Consider the following 15,174-nt stretch of genomic DNA (forward strand, 5'->3'; position numbering starts at 1 on the left):
CCCCGGTTCTAAAAAAGCAGAAGTGACGTGGGTGCCATCATTGCGCCAAAGCCCAGGAAGCCGACTAACGGTCAAGCCCTACAACCCACGGTCCATGGGAAACATGGCTTTTTGGCATTCCTCTGGCGCCAATAAATCGCCAGCAATTGTTTAACAACCCGACGATCACCGCCTATAAAGAACCTGTGAGGCTCACGGGCCAACGCTTTCACCCTCTGTAAAAGGCCAACACCATGATCGACCTTTCCACCTGGAACCTGAGCATTCCGGTCGGCTCGCCGCCCGCGACCATCGACACGCCGAAACTGCTTAGCGGCTTCAAGGACCAATATTTCCAGGCCGAAGGCAGCAACGTGCAATTCTGGACACCGGTGACCGGCACCCGCACCGAAAACGCCGTCTACCCGCGCAGCGAATTGCGCGAAACCTACGCCGATGGGCGTTTGCGCAACTGGACCTATACCGACGCCGACAACTTTTTGCGTGCCACGCTGACCGTTAACCAAGTGCCCTCCAGCGGCAAAGTGGTCATCGGCCAGATTCACGCCTATGACAGCCAGAAACCGCTGATCAAACTCGAGTACCAATTCAAGGAAAAGACCCAGACCGGCAACATCGTCGCCAAAGTGCGCATGCGCCCGGATGAAGATGAAGGCCGCGTGATTATCGTCGCCTCCAATGTGCCGCTGGAGAAGAGCTTTACGTACGTGATCAACCTCAACAAGGCCGGATTGCTGAGCGTCGAGGCGGCTGACGGGCAGTGGAATGAGCGCATTGGTGCCGCGTGGGGCGCCAAGCCGTTGTACTTCAAGGCGGGGGCGTATGTGCAGGACAACAGTGGCAACAGCAAGGAAGGCGCGCGGGTGACGTTTGCGAAGTTGGATATTGATCACGAGTAATGCTTGAGAGAAGCCCCGGCAATACCGGGGCTTCTGAGTAGTATTATTTATTCAACACACATCAACATGAAACCCATCGACGAATCACCCGCCGGTTTATTGTCGCCCACCTTAAGCGTCAATACATTCACGTAATTAATTGCCGGCAGACTGCCCAACTTGGCATGGCCATAGAAGATATGATCATTGGAGCTTACATCGGTTACCGAGACATTACAGAAACGCGGCGGCTGTTCAAACACGCCGGGCACAAAGCGGACTTTGTACTCCGAGAAATAATCAGGCTGCGCCGTTAACTTCACCTCTTTCAGCCACTGGGGCGATTGCGCAATGACCTGGCCTTTATTATCAACAGACGCGGTGAATATCCGGCTATCCGCGTAGGCAAAAGACCCAGTTACCGCCAACACCAGAACAGCGCCAACGACTTTAATAAAATTCATCATCAATTCTCCATCATTGAATAGCATCAAGGCCCGAACCTTAAATGATTCGATGACGATAAAAGCGCACTTTCAATGACGCACGACTAAAACAGAACAACTGGAGAAACAAACAGAAAACAACATATCCCTTCCCGGAAACTTCCGATTGTGAATTCGGGGGCCTTTCGATTTGTAGGCAATGTCCGATTAGCTAAAGGACAATTCACCGGTTAATCCAAATACTCAACCCCCTCACTATTCCCTGTGGGAGCCGGGCTTGCCCGCGATAGCGGTGGTTCAGCCATTATTTGCGTTAACTGACACGCCGCCATCGCGGGCAAGCCCGGCTCCCACAGGGGTTAGGCTTTGGCAGAAGGTCCAGTGTTCTTCCTACGCAGCCGTTGCGGCCGGCCAGATCGGCGCTTATAGTTCGCCCCGTCGCTGGCATTGACCGGCGATAGGGTTTCGCAGCCCTAACGATACGTGTGTAACCAAGCATCATGAATGCAACGACGGCGCTTCTGCGTTCGGCGTTTACTTTATGGTGGCTGTGTGTGGGAGACCTTCGGGTCTGCCGGGTTCCTCGTATCCTCGGTCTGCGAACCCGCACACAGCTACCACCCATTCGTTTCGCAGCGAACGGCGGTAGTCCTTTTAGATACGAGGAATATTTGCCATGACCCAACAACTACCACCCCGCCGCTTCACCCCATGCACCGAAACCGCCACCGATTACCCCGTGCTGTTAATCGACAGCGACGCCCCACTGCTCGACCTCCACGCCTGCCTGCGCGAACGCCTAAACGCAGCCCTTGAACACCTCAACCTGATCGCCTGCTCCAGCTTGCCGGACTTCGCCGAGCGCGACTTGAATAACATCGCCAATACAGCGCGCATTCTGGTGCAGGACGTGAGCGATGTGTTTCGTGTCATCGAACACCGTGGTTTCGATAAGCCTGACGCTGCCTGATCAAATCCCAGCCACAAAAAAGCCCGCATCGCTGCGGGCTTTTCGTAGGCTCTTAAGGCGCACGTGTTACCACTGGCTTTCGACGCATACCCGACGCAACAGAGTCATGCAGCGCCATCGTACGGCCTGCGTCCCATTCTTTCTGCATCGCTGTAAACAGTTCAACGTCAATCCGTACTTGATGAGCGCGTAGTGCCTCGGACATGGCGTCGCTGATTCGCTCAATAATCATCCCTGGGTTTGCCACACCGCAGTGCTTGCGGCCAAATTCGATCAGTTGCTGACGATCCGGATAGGCCTTCACCTTGTTCATCTTGATAGCCAAGGTGCGGTCGACCAGTGACTGACCAGACTTGGGATTGTAATTCTCGTACACGGTAGTGGTCGTCACGTCGAATACAGGGGCCAACTGCACGGTTTCAGGGGCTCCAGGGTGGGTATAGAGCACACCGAAATTTTTCAGGTGGGCATCGCCATTGCGCACCATGACCGACAAGCAAACGTATGAGAAAAAACGTTCAAGCTCACGCAGCACATCGCCATGCCGGCAAACCTCGTTGATTACCGCAGCAAGCGTTTCGTAGCTTTGGGAGTATTTGTAGTTATCGTGAGGGTCTTTGTTAAGCCCCAACAACACCGCCATATCCTCAAAACCCAACCTGCCCGACTCAGTCAGATCAAAGCGCTCCATGACAAAGAGATCGCCCCTTTCAGACAGCCAGAAACGCGGCGTTTCCAAGCCGGCGAGGCGAGCAGCTTCCAAACAGAGAAATTCATTCTGAGCCAAGTGAGCATATTCATCAGCGCCGGACTTCACGATCAAGTCGGAACTGAGCATCGTTTTACGATTGCCTGTCAGCTTATCCAGATCAGGCACCAACACCTTCGGCTGCACCCCGGAAATACCTGACTCGAAATAGGTCTCGACGAGGAAATCGAATACGCCCTGCGAGGTATCTGCAGACAGAATTTCCTGTAACCCGACCTGCGCCTTCACTGGCGCAGAAGCCTCAATGGGATTTTCGTAACTCAGTCGACCAATCTGGTTGCCGCCGATGATCGACAGCAAGCGCATTTCATCCACTTGCATGTGCTTGGCCATACGACGCTTAATCTGATCAGCCAGGAAGCCCTCCGGCACATTCATATCAAAAATCGGATGCAATACGTTGCTGACCACTGGCGTCGGGTCGTATGGAATCACCAGTGACACTTCGCAGGAAGCCTGCGCAGAGGCGTAAGCAAACGAAAACTGTGAGCCCCTGGACAGTTCGCCGGCCATGCCTTGAGGCGTAGTGATGTTGAGTAACTTGATCTTACTCATCGTGCTCGACCAGTTCGGCGAGGGATTTAAGGTCGATTCGCCGGTCAACGACTTCCAGCGCCATGCCAAGGGCGGTGATAACCCTGAAGACGGTGTACATAGCCACGTTTTCCCCCGCCTCAAGATCAATGATCGTCTTGCGACTGCATCGAGCTTTTTCCGCGAGCTGTTGCTGGCTGTATTTCTTGGCTCGGCGCAGCTGTTTGAGCCGCTCGCCAAATGAGGGGGGATTGGTGATCAGCAAAATGTCACCCATATGGGACTTTTTAACGAATATATTCGATTATGTCCGCTATGACGGACATTTCAAATAACCTTACGTCGACTCATTCACAGCCACAAAAAAGCCCGCATCGCTGCGGGCTTTTGTTTAAACGCCTGAAGCTCAGTTCACCTTAGCGTTCAACTCGCCTTTCAGGTAACGCTGGTACATCGCTTCCAACGAGATCGGCTTGATCTTCGAAGCATTACCGGCAGTACCAAAGGCTTCGTAACGTGCGATACACACGTCACGCATGGCGGTTACGGTGGCGCCGAAGAATTTACGTGGGTCAAATTCGCTCGGGTTGGTGGCCATCAGGCGACGCATGGCGCCGGTGGATGCCAAGCGCAGGTCGGTGTCGATGTTGACCTTGCGCACGCCGTACTTGATGCCTTCGACGATTTCTTCAACCGGCACGCCGTAGGTTTCTTTGATGTCGCCGCCGTATTGGTTGATGATCGCCAGCCACTCTTGTGGCACCGAGGAAGAACCGTGCATCACCAGGTGGGTGTTCGGGATGCGTTTGTGGATTTCCTTGATGCGGTCGATGGCCAGCACGTCGCCGGTAGGCGGCTTGGTGAACTTGTAGGCGCCGTGGCTGGTGCCGATGGCGATGGCCAGGGCATCCACTTGGGTCTTCTTGACGAAGTCGGCGGCTTCTTCCGGGTCGGTCAGCATTTGGCTGTGATCCAGCACGCCTTCGGCGCCAATGCCGTCTTCTTCGCCGGCCATACCGGTTTCCAGCGAACCCAGGCAGCCCAGCTCGCCTTCAACCGAAACGCCGCAGGCGTGAGCCATGGCCACGGTCTGTTGGGTCACGCGTACGTTGTACTCGTAGTCGGTTGGGGTCTTGCCGTCTTCGCCGAGGGAGCCGTCCATCATCACCGAGCTGAAGCCCAGTTGGATGGAGCGCTGGCACACGTCAGGGCTGGTGCCGTGATCCTGGTGCATGCACACCGGGATGTGCGGGAATTCTTCGATCGCAGCGAGGATCAGGTGACGCAGGAATGGCGCGCCGGCGTATTTGCGGGCACCGGCCGAAGCCTGGACGATCACTGGGGAGTCGGTCTTGTCAGCGGCTTCCATGATGGCGCGCATCTGCTCAAGGTTGTTGACGTTAAAGGCTGGGACGCCGTAGCCGAACTCGGCTGCGTGGTCCAGCATTTGACGCATGCTGATAAGTGCCATTGTGTTGTCTCTCCCGATCGTGGGTCGTTAATCGTGCAAGCCTGCCGTAGCGGCGGCTGCTATTCAAGTTATTGCAGGCCAAGGGGTTAAGGCTTGGCTTGCTGAATCGTTATTGCTGGCGTGGCCGTGTGCTGACACCACTGAAAAAGCCGATCAATGTGGGAGCTGGCTTGCCTGCGATGGGGGCAGATCAGACAACATTTGTTTTGCAGGCCCACCGCAATCGCAGGCAAGCCAGCTCCCACATTTAGATCTCATTTATCTTGAGATCGTGTTCTTACTGGGCTTTGCAGCCCCGCCCGATCAAATCATCGGTGGCGACCCAGTAGATCAGGCCTTCCTCACCTTTTTGATGAAACGCCAGCTGGTCATTGCTGTACAGCACGCCCGAGGCAGCGACGTCCTGTTTAAGGCGATAAACCTGGTCCGAACCGCCGAGGCGTACATCCACTTCGGAGCGGGCCTGGTTGGCAAAGCGCCAGTTGACCTCGGCCTTGCTGTCGCAGGTCCAGGTGGTCCACTTGTCGGCAGGCTCTGCCTTGTTGAACATGTTCATGCTGCTGCAACCGGCCAATAGAGCCAGGGCTGCCAGGGCGAAAACGCCTTTCATTGCCAATCCTCGAACGACGGCCCAAGGGCCGCCACTGCTGTCGGTTAGTTGATCAGACCCGTCAGGGGCAACCCTGTTCCTGACCGTTGGGCGCGGCGTCGTATTTCTCCAACCGCTCATTGCCGATGCGCTTGTTGATCACCGGCATGGTTTCGGCTTGCCAGTCAGCCTGGTAGCAGCTCTTTTTTTGCCCCGGCGCAGGCTCTGCGGCCACAGGCTTAGCGCTTGGCGTGCTGCCGCAGCCGGCCAACAGGCCCGCTGCGATCACCAGTGCCAACGACTTGATCATGGGAATACTCCTTTTCCGGATCACGAGCCTTAGCCTTTGGCCCGGGTTTCCAGCACTTCAACGGCCGGCAGCACTTTGCCCTCGACGAATTCGAGGAATGCGCCGCCACCGGTAGAAATGTAGGAGATCTGGTCAGCAACGCCATATTTATCGATGGCCGCCAAGGTATCGCCACCGCCGGCGATGGAGAATGCCGAGCTTTCAGCGATGGCGTGGGCCAGTACTTTGGTGCCGTTGCCGAACTGGTCGAACTCGAACACGCCAACCGGGCCGTTCCACAGAATGGTTTTGGACGACTTCAGCAGCTCCGCAAAGTTGGCTGCGGTTTGCGGGCCGATGTCCAGGATCATGTCGTCAGCCGCCACATCAGCGATGAGCTTGACGGTGGCTTCCGCGCTTTCAGCGAATTCCTTGGCGACTACCACGTCCACCGGCAGCGGCACGCTGACTTTGGCAGCGATGGCACGGGCGGTGTCGAGCAGGTCCGGCTCGTACAGCGACTTGCCCACTGGGTGCCCGGCTGCGGCCAGGAACGTGTTGGCAATGCCGCCGCCGACGATCAGCTGGTTGCAGATCTGGCTGAGGCTGTTGAGCACGTCCAGCTTGGTGGAAACCTTGGAGCCGGCAACGATGGCAGCCATTGGCTGGGCCGGAGCGCCCAGGGCCTTGCCCAGCGCGTCCAGTTCAGCGGCCAGCAATGGGCCGGCTGCGGCGACTTTGGCGAACTTGGCCACGCCGTGGGTCGAACCTTCGGCGCGGTGCGCAGTACCGAAAGCGTCCATCACGAACACGTCGCACAGGGCCGCGTATTGCTGGGCCAGCTCGTCGCTGTTCTTTTTCTCGCCCTTGTTGAAGCGCACGTTTTCGAACAGCACGATGTCGCCGGCTTTTACGTCAACGCCGCCCAGGTAGTCAGCCACCAGCGGCACGTCACGGCCCAGGGCTTTGCTGAGGTACTCGGCTACCGGCTTGAGGCTGTTTTCGGCGGAGAACTCACCTTCGGTCGGGCGACCCAGGTGGGAGCAGACCATCACGGCCGCACCTTTTTCCAGGGCCAGCTTGATGGTCGGCAGCGAAGCCAGGATTCGCGCATCGCTGGTGACAACACCGTCCTTGACTGGGACGTTGAGGTCTTCGCGGATCAGCACGCGCTTACCTTGCAGATCGAGGTCGGTCATCTTCAACACGGTCATGGGTCGCAGTTCCTGAGTTACTGTTGAGGTTGTTTGGAGGCGATGTGCAGATAATGTTCCGCAACATCCAGCATTCGGTTGGCAAACCCCCATTCGTTGTCGAACCAAGCCAGGATGTTCACCAGCCGTGGGCCGGAAACGCGGGTCTGGCTGGCATCGACAATCGCCGAATGCGGGTCATGGTTGAAATCACAACTGGCGTGCGGCAACTCGGTGTAGGCCAAAAGGCCCTTGAGCGGGCCGCTGGTGGCGGCGTCGCGCAATATCCGGTTGACCTCAGTCGCATCGGTGTCGCTGACGGTTTGCATGGTGATGTCCAGGCAGGACACGTTCACCGTCGGCACCCGTACGGCTTTGGCCTGAATTCGTCCGGCAAGTTCCGGTAACAATCTTTCGATGCCACGGGCCAGGCCGGTAGACACCGGAATCACCGACTGGAACGCCGAGCGTGTGCGGCGCAGGTCTTCATGGTGATAGGCGTCGATCACCGGCTGGTCGTTCATCGCCGAGTGGATCGTGGTGATCGACACATAATCCAGGCCAATCGCCTGATCCAGCAGGCGCAACAGCGGCACGCTGCAGTTGGTGGTGCAGGACGCGTTGGACACCAGCAGCTCGTTGCCGGTCAGGCAGTCCTGGTTGATGCCGTAGACGATGGTGGCGTCGACATCCGCTTCGCTGGCCATCGGCTGGGAAAACAGCACACGCGGCGCGCCGGCGTCGAGAAAACGCTGGCCATCGGCACGGGTGTGGTAGACACCCGAACATTCCAGCACCAGGTCGACGCCCAGTGCTTTCCAGTCGATGCCTTCGGGGGTGGCACTGCGCAAGACCTGCACGCAGTTGCCATTGATATGCAGACAGTCGCCTTCGACCCGCACTTCGCCAGGGAAGCGGCCGTGGGTGGAGTCAAAGCGTGTCAGGTATTCGATGCTGGCCATGTCGGCCAAATCGTTGATCGCGACAATTTCAAACCCGGCCGCCGCCCCTCGCTCGAACAGAGCACGCAAGACGCAACGACCAATGCGGCCGTAGCCGTTGAGTGCAACTTTGTAGGGACGCGGTTGGGGCATGGGGTTCTCGATCAAGGTTAGTTCGGTGTTGAATGTTCTGACGCCATCGCGGGCAAGCCCGCTCCCACACTAGACCGCGATCCAAATGTGGGAGCGGGCTTGCCCGCGATGGCGCCAGTGCAAACAACGCAGACTGACTTAGTCTTCCAGCAGCTCTTCAGCCTGACCCAGGATGTTTTCCAGGGTGAAACCGAACTCTTCGAACAACGCTGGCGCCGGCGCCGACTCACCGTAGGTGGTCATGCCGATCACGCGGCCTTCCAGGCCCACGTACTTGTACCAGTAGTCGGCGTGAGCCGCTTCGATGGCGATACGCGCGCTGACCTGCAAAGGCAGAACCGATTGCTTGTAGCCGGCGTCCTGGGCTTCGAACACGCTGGTGCACGGCATGGACACAACACGGACGTTGCGGCCTTGGGCGGTCAGCTTGTCGTACGCCTGAACAGTCAGGCCCACTTCGGAACCGGTGGAGATCAGGATCAGCTCCGGCTCGCCGATGCAGTCTTTCAGCACATAACCGCCACGGCTGATGTCGGCGATCTGCGCGTCGGTACGCACTTGGTGCTGCAGGTTCTGACGCGAGAAGATCAGCGCCGAAGGGCCGTCCTTACGCTCGATGGCGTGCTTCCAGGCCACTGCGGATTCGACCGCGTCGGCTGGGCGCCAGCAATCCAGGTTCGGCGTGGTACGCAGGCTGGTCAGTTGCTCGACCGGCTGGTGCGTCGGGCCGTCTTCGCCCAGGCCGATGGAGTCGTGGGTGTACACATGAATCACGCGCTTCTTCATCAGCGCGGCCATGCGTACCGCATTACGTGCGTATTCCATGAACATCAGGAAGGTCGCGCCGTAAGGCACCAGGCCGCCGTGCAGGGACACGCCGTTCATGATGGCGCTCATGCCGAACTCGCGCACGCCGTAGTACATGTAGTTGCCGCTGGCGTCTTCAGCCGAGACACCTTTGCAACCTTTCCACAGGGTCAGGTTGGAACCGGCCAGGTCAGCCGAACCGCCGAGAATTTCCGGCAGCAACGGGCCGAAGGCGTTCAGGGTGTTCTGGCTGGCTTTACGGCTGGCGATGGTCTCGCCCTTGACCGCGACTTCGGCGATGTAGGCCGAGGCTTTTTCCGAGAAGTCGGCAGGCAGGTCACCGGCCAGGCGGCGAACCAGCTCGTTGGCAAGCTCCGGGAATTCGGCGGAGTAGGCAGCGAAACGCTGGTCCCACTCGGCTTCGGTCGCCAGGCCTTTTTCCTTGGCGCTCCACTCGGCGTAGATGTCGGCCGGGATTTCGAACGGGCCGTGGTTCCACTTCAGCGCTTCGCGGGTCAAGGCGATTTCCGCGTCACCCAATGGGGCGCCGTGGCAGTCTTCTTTACCTTGCTTGTTCGGCGAGCCGAAACCGATGGTGGTCTTGCAGCAGATCAGGGTCGGCTGCTCGCTCTTGCGGGCGGTGTCGATGGCGGTCTTGATCTCTTCCGGATCATGGCCGTCGACGTTGCGGATCACCTGCCAGTTGTAGGCTTCAAAACGCTTGGGGGTGTCGTCGGTGAACCAGCCTTCGACTTCGCCGTCGATGGAGATGCCGTTGTCATCGTAGAAGGCAATCAGCTTGCCCAGGCCCAGCGTACCGGCCAGGGAAGCGACTTCGTGGGAAATGCCTTCCATCATGCAGCCATCACCCAGGAACACGTAGGTGTGGTGATCGACGATGTTGTGGCCAGGACGGTTGAACTGCGCGCCCAGCACTTTTTCAGCCAGCGCAAAGCCGACAGCGTTGGCCAGGCCTTGGCCCAGGGGACCGGTGGTGGTCTCGACGCCTGGGGTGTAGCCGAATTCAGGGTGGCCCGGCGTGCGGCTGTGCAGCTGGCGGAAGCTCTTGAGGTCATCAATGGTGACGTCGTAGCCGGTCAGGTGCAGCAGCGAGTAGATCAGCATCGAGCCGTGGCCGTTGGACAGCACGAAGCGGTCACGGTCGGCGAACGACGGGTTGCTTGGGTTGTGTTTCAGGTAGTCACGCCAAAGTACCTCGGCGATATCCGCCATGCCCATCGGGGCACCGGGATGGCCGCTGTTGGCTTTTTGCACGGCATCCATGCTGAGGGCACGAATGGCGTTGGCACGCTCACGACGGCTGGGCATCGCTGATCTCCTGGGGTTTGCTTAAAAGAAACGGAAAAAAGGACCGGCATTTTCCCTCAGCCACCGCCTGCGGGCAATGACAGATAGTCACTTGACGGTGTTTTTCCTGCGGTTTGGCCGGCAATCGCTTGCAGAAAAGCGCCACTGCTTCGTCTAAAGGTTATAGCGGCTGCTTATAACCACCGATTATCGACCAATATCAAAACTTTTTGATATTGACCTTGCGGTGATTTCCAGCCGTCACTAGACTGCTGGCCTTATGAACCTATCTGCGCCCACCTTGCGTCCCGACGACGGCGATGAACTGGCAGCCTTGTGCAAGGCCGCGGGTGATCCGTTGCGCCTGAACGTATTACGCGCGCTGTCCAACGATTCTTTCGGCGTGCTGGAGCTGGCGCAAATCTTCGCCATCGGCCAGTCCGGCATGAGCCACCACCTCAAGGTCCTGGCCCAGGCCGACCTGGTGGCTACACGCCGTGAAGGCAACGCGATTTTTTACCGCCGCGCCCTGCCCCACACCGAGTTGCTTGGCGGCAAGCTGCACGCCGCGCTGCTTGAAGAGGTGGACGGTTTGGGGTTGCCCAGCGATGTGCAGTCGCGCATCGCCCAGGTCCACGGGCAACGCGCTGCGGCCAGCCAGGACTTTTTCTCACGGGTTGCCGAGAAGTTTCGCGCCCAACAGGACCTGATCGCCGGTTTGCCCCAATACCGCGAAAGCGTACTGGCGCTGTTGGACAAGCTGGTCTTCAGTGATGAGGCGACGGCGTTGGAAGTTGGCCCTGGCGACGGTGGTTTCCTGCCGGAACTGGCGCGCCGCTTTGCCCAGGTCACGGCGCTGGACAACAGCCCGGCGATGCTTGAATTGGCGCGCCAGCTCTGCGAGCGCGAAGCGCTGGGCAACGTCAGCCTGCAGTTGGCCGACGCGTTGAATGACACCAGCCTGCGGGCCGACTGCGTGGTGCTGAACATGGTCTTGCACCATTTCGCCGCCCCCGCCGACGCCCTCAAGCAGATGGCAAATTTGCTGCAGCCCGGCGGTAGCCTGCTGGTCACAGATTTATGCAGCCACAACCAGAGCTGGGCCAGGGAGGCCTGCGGTGATCTCTGGCTGGGTTTTGAACAGGACGATCTGGCCCGTTGGGCCACCGCTGCGGGACTCGTTCCCGGGGAAAGCCTCTATGTAGGTTTACGTAATGGTTTCCAGATTCAGGTCCGCCATTTTCAGCGGCCGGCTGGCGACACTCACCATCGGTAAATATCAGGAAAACATCGAGATGAGCGAATACTCCCTTTTCACCTCCGAGTCCGTGTCTGAAGGGCATCCGGACAAAATCGCCGACCAGATTTCTGATGCGGTGCTGGACGCCATCATTGCTGAAGACAAGTTCGCCCGTGTGGCGTGCGAGACTCTGGTGAAAACGGGCGTGGCGATCATCGCCGGCGAAGTGACCACCACGGCCTGGGTCGACCTGGAACAGATCGTCCGCGACGTGATCACCAAGATTGGCTACAACAGCTCCGACGTCGGCTTCGACGGCGCGACCTGCGGCGTGATGAACATCATCGGCAAGCAGTCGCCCGACATCAACCAAGGTGTAGACCGTGCCAAGCCTGAAGATCAGGGCGCCGGCGACCAAGGCCTGATGTTCGGCTATGCCAGCAACGAAACCGACGTGCTGATGCCGGCACCGATCACCTTCTCGCACCAGTTGGTGCAGCGTCAGGCCGAAGCGCGTAAATCGGGGGCCTTGCCATGGCTGCGCCCGGACGCCAAGTCCCAGGTGACCTGCCGCTACGAAGGCGGCAAAGTCGTCGGTATCGACGCTGTCGTGCTGTCGACGCAGCACAACCCGGATGTGTCCTACGCCGACCTGCGCGAAGGCGTGATGGAGCTGATCGTCAAGCACGTGCTGCCTGCCGAACTGCTGACCAAGGACACCCAGTTCCACATCAACCCGACCGGCCAGTTCATCATCGGCGGCCCGGTGGGCGACTGCGGCCTGACCGGTCGCAAGATCATCGTCGACAGCTACGGCGGCATGGCCCGTCACGGCGGCGGCGCGTTCTCCGGCAAAGACCCGTCCAAGGTTGACCGCTCGGCGGCCTACGCCGGTCGTTACGTGGCCAAGAACATCGTCGCGGCCGGCCTGGCCGAGCGTTGCGAAATCCAGGTGTCCTACGCTATCGGCGTGGCCCAGCCTACGTCGATCTCGCTGAATACCTTCGGTACCGGCAAGATCAGCGATGACAAGATCGTCAAGCTGGTGCGTGAGATCTTCGACCTGCGCCCTTACGCGATCACCACCATGCTCGACCTGCTGCACCCGATGTACCAGGAAACCGCAGCCTACGGCCACTTCGGTCGTACCCCTGCGCAGAAGACCGTCGGTAACGACACCTTCACCACGTTCACCTGGGAAAAAACCGACCGCGCCAACGACCTGCGCACTGCTGCCGGCCTGTAAGCACGCGTTACACCAAAAGCCCCGCCGGGTTCGCCCGGCGGGGCTTTTTATTGTCGAATGATTTGCGGATGGCGCTTATATTTTTTGGATCCAATGCTTGCAGGCCAAATGATGGCCCTCTAGAATCCGCGCCCTCTCGGGCCCTTCACCTTACTTGGATATTGCCCTGCGCCAGCCCGGGATACATAAGCGCGCAGGCAATCGAACATTGAGGTTTTCATGCGCATTTCCACGCTCGCCCCTGCCGCCCTTCTGCTCAGCCTGTTGGCCCTGCCTGCCCACGCCGCCGATTTGAGCGCCCTGGGTGGTGCCCTGAGCTCCCAACTGAGCGGCACTTCCGGCAATTGCCAGCAGCAAGCCAAAGACCTGCAAGCCAAGATCGATGCTGCCGAGGCTGCCAACGACACGCTGAAAGTGAAAGCCTTTAAAGCGGCGCAGGACCAGGTCAACAAAGGTTGCAACAAATTGGCTGAGTCCCAGGCCAAAGTCGACGCCAAGCAGCAAACGCAGGAAGCCAAGGCTGATAAGAACGATGCAGTGAAAGCCTTGGGCGGTCTGTTCAAATAAGCAGAAACACCCAGTAAAAAGCCCCGCGCCGTCGGGGCTTTTTTGTGGCTGTGTGGATCATTTAGGCTGGGCACCCTTTCCGAGCAAGGATGCTCATGATGCGGTTACTGATTGCTCTTTTACTCAGCGCCCTGCCTTTTTCGGCGTGGGCTGAAGATTGCCCCGAGGACGCTCGATCACAGGTCAGCACCCTCGCTGAACAGATCAAGCTGTGGGATGACAGCTATCATCGACTCGGCCAATCCCCCGTCAGTGATGAGCTTTACGATCAGGCCCGACTGCGCCTGGCGCACTGGCGAGAATGCTTTGCCCAACCCGCGCCAGCGGCGGATAACCCACTGGCCACCGCGCGGGGCACGCAGGCTCACCCGATCGCTCATACCGGCCTGGAAAAGCTGCTGGACGAACAGGCTGTCGATGACTGGCTCAAGACCCGCCAAGACGTGTGGATTCAACCCAAAGTCGACGGTGTTGCGGTGACATTGGTGTATCGCAAGGGCAAGTTGAGCCAACTCATCAGCCGGGGCAACGGCCTGCTCGGCCAGGATTGGTCGACTGCCGCGCGCCAAATCACCGGCATCGTCCAGCAACTGCCTGACCCCATCGACCTGGTGCTGCAAGGCGAACTCTATTGGCGCCTCGACGATCATGTGCAGTCAACCGACGGCGGGGTGAATGCACGCAGCAAAGTGGCCGGGCTGATGCACCGCCGACAGCTGAGCCACGCCGAGGCCGCCGGCATCGGCTTGTTTGTCTGGGCCTGGCCTGACGGCCCAGCTGACTTTACCGAGCGCCTGGCGAGACTGGCACGATGGGGCTTCACCGACAGCAGCCGCTACAGCCAGTCGATCCGAAACATCGCTGACGCCGCACACTGGCGCACCTACTGGTACAACCAACCTTTGCCCTTCGCCAGCGATGGCGTGGTGTTGCACCAGGCGTCGCGCGCGCCGGCCAAACGCTGGCAAGTCAGCGCGCCTTACTGGGCGGTCGCCTGGAAGTACCCGGCTGCCAAGGCACTGGCGCTGGTGCGCAAGGTTCAATTCAAAATCGGCCGCACCGGGCGCATTACCCCGATCCTGGAGCTGGAGCCGGTGCGACTGGACGATCGGCAGATCAGTCGTGTCAGCGTCGGCTCCCTGAAACGCTGGCATGCGCTGGATATCCGGCCCGGTGACCAGGTGTCCATCACCCTGGCCGGCCAAGTGATTCCTCGACTGGACCAAGTGATTCTGCGCAACGAGACAAGGGTGCCGGTACAAGTACCCAACCCTCGAGACTTTCATTCCTTGAGCTGCTTTCAGCTGGCCCCCGGCTGCGAGGAGCAACTGCTCGCTCGCCTGACCTGGCTGAGCGGTAACCAGGGTTTGGCCTTGCCGCACGTAGGGCGCGAAACGTGGAACATATTGATCCAGGCCGGTCTAATCGCAGGCTTTCTCGATTGGTTGACCCTGGATGCGGCAGAGCTTGCTAACATTGATGGCTTCGGTGATCGCAGTCGTGCGCGATTGCTCGAGAGCATTCAAAGCGCACGGCAACGGCCTTTTGCACAATGGCTCAAAGCCTTGGGCTTACCGCCTTCAGCACGCAACGATCTGGATGGCGGCTGGCAAACCCTGGCTGCCAAAGACACCCAGGCATGGCTGGCTACCGACGGCATCGGCGCGGGCCGCGCGGCGCAACTGAGCGCTTTTTTCCGCGACCCGCAGGTACAAGCATTGGCTGAAACATTACGTGTGGCGGGAATCGACGGGTTTTGAACCCGGCTCGCCA

General features: G+C 59.1%; 15 protein-coding genes. 6 read left to right on the forward strand and 9 right to left on the reverse strand.

From position 1 onward, the window contains the following. Positions 1 to 233 precede the first annotated feature (233 nt). Positions 234 to 899, forward strand: coding sequence for a polysaccharide lyase family 7 protein (locus tag L8I05_RS24350; RefSeq protein WP_242171851.1), 666 nt, complete (start codon positions 234 to 236; stop codon positions 897 to 899). A gap of 47 nt (positions 900 to 946) precedes the next feature. Here L8I05_RS24350 and L8I05_RS24355 read toward each other — a convergent pair whose 3' ends face one another. Beyond that, positions 947 to 1,342 carry a hypothetical protein gene (locus L8I05_RS24355; protein WP_242171854.1) on the reverse strand — a complete coding sequence of 132 codons (396 nt, stop codon included), beginning with the start codon at positions 1,340 to 1,342 and terminating at the stop codon, positions 947 to 949. Between the two features lie 658 nt (positions 1,343 to 2,000). On the opposite strand from L8I05_RS24355, the gene L8I05_RS24360 reads away from it, so the two are divergent. Then, positions 2,001 to 2,294, forward strand: a complete 294-nt coding sequence (locus L8I05_RS24360; RefSeq protein ID WP_159960535.1) for a fructose-bisphosphate aldolase — start codon at positions 2,001 to 2,003, stop codon at positions 2,292 to 2,294. Between the two features lie 52 nt (positions 2,295 to 2,346). On the opposite strand, the gene L8I05_RS24365 is transcribed toward L8I05_RS24360, so the two are convergent. The 8 genes from L8I05_RS24365 to tkt form a co-directional block, all read right to left on the reverse strand. Continuing rightward, positions 2,347 to 3,618 carry a type II toxin-antitoxin system HipA family toxin gene (locus L8I05_RS24365; RefSeq protein ID WP_242171859.1) on the reverse strand — a complete coding sequence of 424 codons (1,272 nt, stop codon included), beginning with the start codon at positions 3,616 to 3,618 and terminating at the stop codon, positions 2,347 to 2,349. Continuing rightward, complete coding sequence (locus tag L8I05_RS24370; protein WP_242171860.1) at positions 3,611 to 3,874, reverse strand: helix-turn-helix transcriptional regulator; 264 nt, start codon at positions 3,872 to 3,874, stop codon at positions 3,611 to 3,613. The genes L8I05_RS24365 and L8I05_RS24370 overlap by 8 nt, the downstream gene beginning before the upstream one ends. 129 nt (positions 3,875 to 4,003) lie before the next feature. Beyond that, positions 4,004 to 5,068 (reverse strand): class II fructose-bisphosphate aldolase, encoded by a 1,065-nt coding sequence (gene fba, locus L8I05_RS24375; protein ID WP_003177554.1) that lies wholly within the window; start codon positions 5,066 to 5,068, stop codon positions 4,004 to 4,006. 277 nt (positions 5,069 to 5,345) lie between these two features. Then, positions 5,346 to 5,678, reverse strand: coding sequence for an MliC family protein (locus tag L8I05_RS24380; protein WP_119737525.1), 333 nt, complete (start codon positions 5,676 to 5,678; stop codon positions 5,346 to 5,348). 61 nt (positions 5,679 to 5,739) lie between these two features. Further along, positions 5,740 to 5,967 carry a hypothetical protein gene (locus L8I05_RS24385; protein WP_159960539.1) on the reverse strand — a complete coding sequence of 76 codons (228 nt, stop codon included), beginning with the start codon at positions 5,965 to 5,967 and terminating at the stop codon, positions 5,740 to 5,742. A 29-nt stretch (positions 5,968 to 5,996) separates the two neighbouring features. Then, a complete protein-coding gene (locus tag L8I05_RS24390) occupies positions 5,997 to 7,160 on the reverse strand; it encodes a phosphoglycerate kinase (RefSeq protein ID WP_242171863.1) in 1,164 nt (387 codons plus the stop codon). Between the two features lie 17 nt (positions 7,161 to 7,177). Next, positions 7,178 to 8,233, reverse strand: a complete 1,056-nt coding sequence (gene epd, locus L8I05_RS24395) for an erythrose-4-phosphate dehydrogenase (protein ID WP_159960542.1) — start codon at positions 8,231 to 8,233, stop codon at positions 7,178 to 7,180. Positions 8,234 to 8,371: 138 nt separating this feature from the next. Further along, on the reverse strand, positions 8,372 to 10,369 hold the full coding sequence (gene tkt, locus L8I05_RS24400) for a transketolase (protein ID WP_242171865.1): 1,998 nt from the start codon (positions 10,367 to 10,369) through the stop codon (positions 8,372 to 8,374). A 259-nt stretch (positions 10,370 to 10,628) separates the two neighbouring features. Between tkt and L8I05_RS24405 the strand changes: the two genes are divergently transcribed. The 4 genes from L8I05_RS24405 (at position 10,629) to ligB (ending at position 15,161) form a co-directional block, all read left to right on the forward strand. Next, on the forward strand, positions 10,629 to 11,624 hold the full coding sequence (locus tag L8I05_RS24405; protein ID WP_242171868.1) for a metalloregulator ArsR/SmtB family transcription factor: 996 nt from the start codon (positions 10,629 to 10,631) through the stop codon (positions 11,622 to 11,624). 19 nt (positions 11,625 to 11,643) lie between these two features. Continuing rightward, positions 11,644 to 12,834 carry a methionine adenosyltransferase gene (metK, locus tag L8I05_RS24410; protein WP_159960548.1) on the forward strand — a complete coding sequence of 397 codons (1,191 nt, stop codon included), beginning with the start codon at positions 11,644 to 11,646 and terminating at the stop codon, positions 12,832 to 12,834. Positions 12,835 to 13,053: 219 nt separating this feature from the next. Then, a complete protein-coding gene (locus L8I05_RS24415; protein WP_242171869.1) occupies positions 13,054 to 13,401 on the forward strand; it encodes a hypothetical protein in 348 nt (115 codons plus the stop codon). A gap of 95 nt (positions 13,402 to 13,496) precedes the next feature. Further along, the gene (ligB, locus tag L8I05_RS24420; protein WP_242171872.1) at positions 13,497 to 15,161 is read left to right on the forward strand and encodes an NAD-dependent DNA ligase LigB; all 1,665 of its coding nucleotides are present in this window, start codon (positions 13,497 to 13,499) and stop codon (positions 15,159 to 15,161) included. The last annotated feature ends 13 nt before the right edge of the window (positions 15,162 to 15,174 follow it).

The organism is Pseudomonas sp. MONT-RG-20F-20-E-7-02, from assembly GCF_022662395.1.
Taxonomy (GTDB): Bacteria; Pseudomonadota; Gammaproteobacteria; order Pseudomonadales; family Pseudomonadaceae; genus Aquipseudomonas.

Coding starts and splice junctions, on each gene's coding strand:
- L8I05_RS24350 (WP_242171851.1), top strand. CDS start 234: ATGATCGACCTTTCCACCTGGAACCTGAGCATTCCGGTCGGCTCGCCG.
- L8I05_RS24415 (WP_242171869.1), top strand. CDS start 13,054: ATGCGCATTTCCACGCTCGCCCCTGCCGCCCTTCTGCTCAGCCTGTTG.
- L8I05_RS24360 (WP_159960535.1), top strand. CDS start 2,001: ATGACCCAACAACTACCACCCCGCCGCTTCACCCCATGCACCGAAACC.
- ligB (WP_242171872.1), top strand. CDS start 13,497: ATGATGCGGTTACTGATTGCTCTTTTACTCAGCGCCCTGCCTTTTTCG.
- L8I05_RS24390 (WP_242171863.1), bottom strand. CDS start 7,160: ATGACCGTGTTGAAGATGACCGACCTCGATCTGCAAGGTAAGCGCGTG.
- L8I05_RS24385 (WP_159960539.1), bottom strand. CDS start 5,967: ATGATCAAGTCGTTGGCACTGGTGATCGCAGCGGGCCTGTTGGCCGGC.
- L8I05_RS24405 (WP_242171868.1), top strand. CDS start 10,629: ATGAACCTATCTGCGCCCACCTTGCGTCCCGACGACGGCGATGAACTG.
- epd (WP_159960542.1), bottom strand. CDS start 8,233: ATGCCCCAACCGCGTCCCTACAAAGTTGCACTCAACGGCTACGGCCGC.
- L8I05_RS24380 (WP_119737525.1), bottom strand. CDS start 5,678: ATGAAAGGCGTTTTCGCCCTGGCAGCCCTGGCTCTATTGGCCGGTTGC.
- L8I05_RS24370 (WP_242171860.1), bottom strand. CDS start 3,874: ATGGGTGACATTTTGCTGATCACCAATCCCCCCTCATTTGGCGAGCGG.
- metK (WP_159960548.1), top strand. CDS start 11,644: ATGAGCGAATACTCCCTTTTCACCTCCGAGTCCGTGTCTGAAGGGCAT.
- tkt (WP_242171865.1), bottom strand. CDS start 10,369: ATGCCCAGCCGTCGTGAGCGTGCCAACGCCATTCGTGCCCTCAGCATG.
- L8I05_RS24365 (WP_242171859.1), bottom strand. CDS start 3,618: ATGAGTAAGATCAAGTTACTCAACATCACTACGCCTCAAGGCATGGCC.
- fba (WP_003177554.1), bottom strand. CDS start 5,068: ATGGCACTTATCAGCATGCGTCAAATGCTGGACCACGCAGCCGAGTTC.
- L8I05_RS24355 (WP_242171854.1), bottom strand. CDS start 1,342: ATGAATTTTATTAAAGTCGTTGGCGCTGTTCTGGTGTTGGCGGTAACT.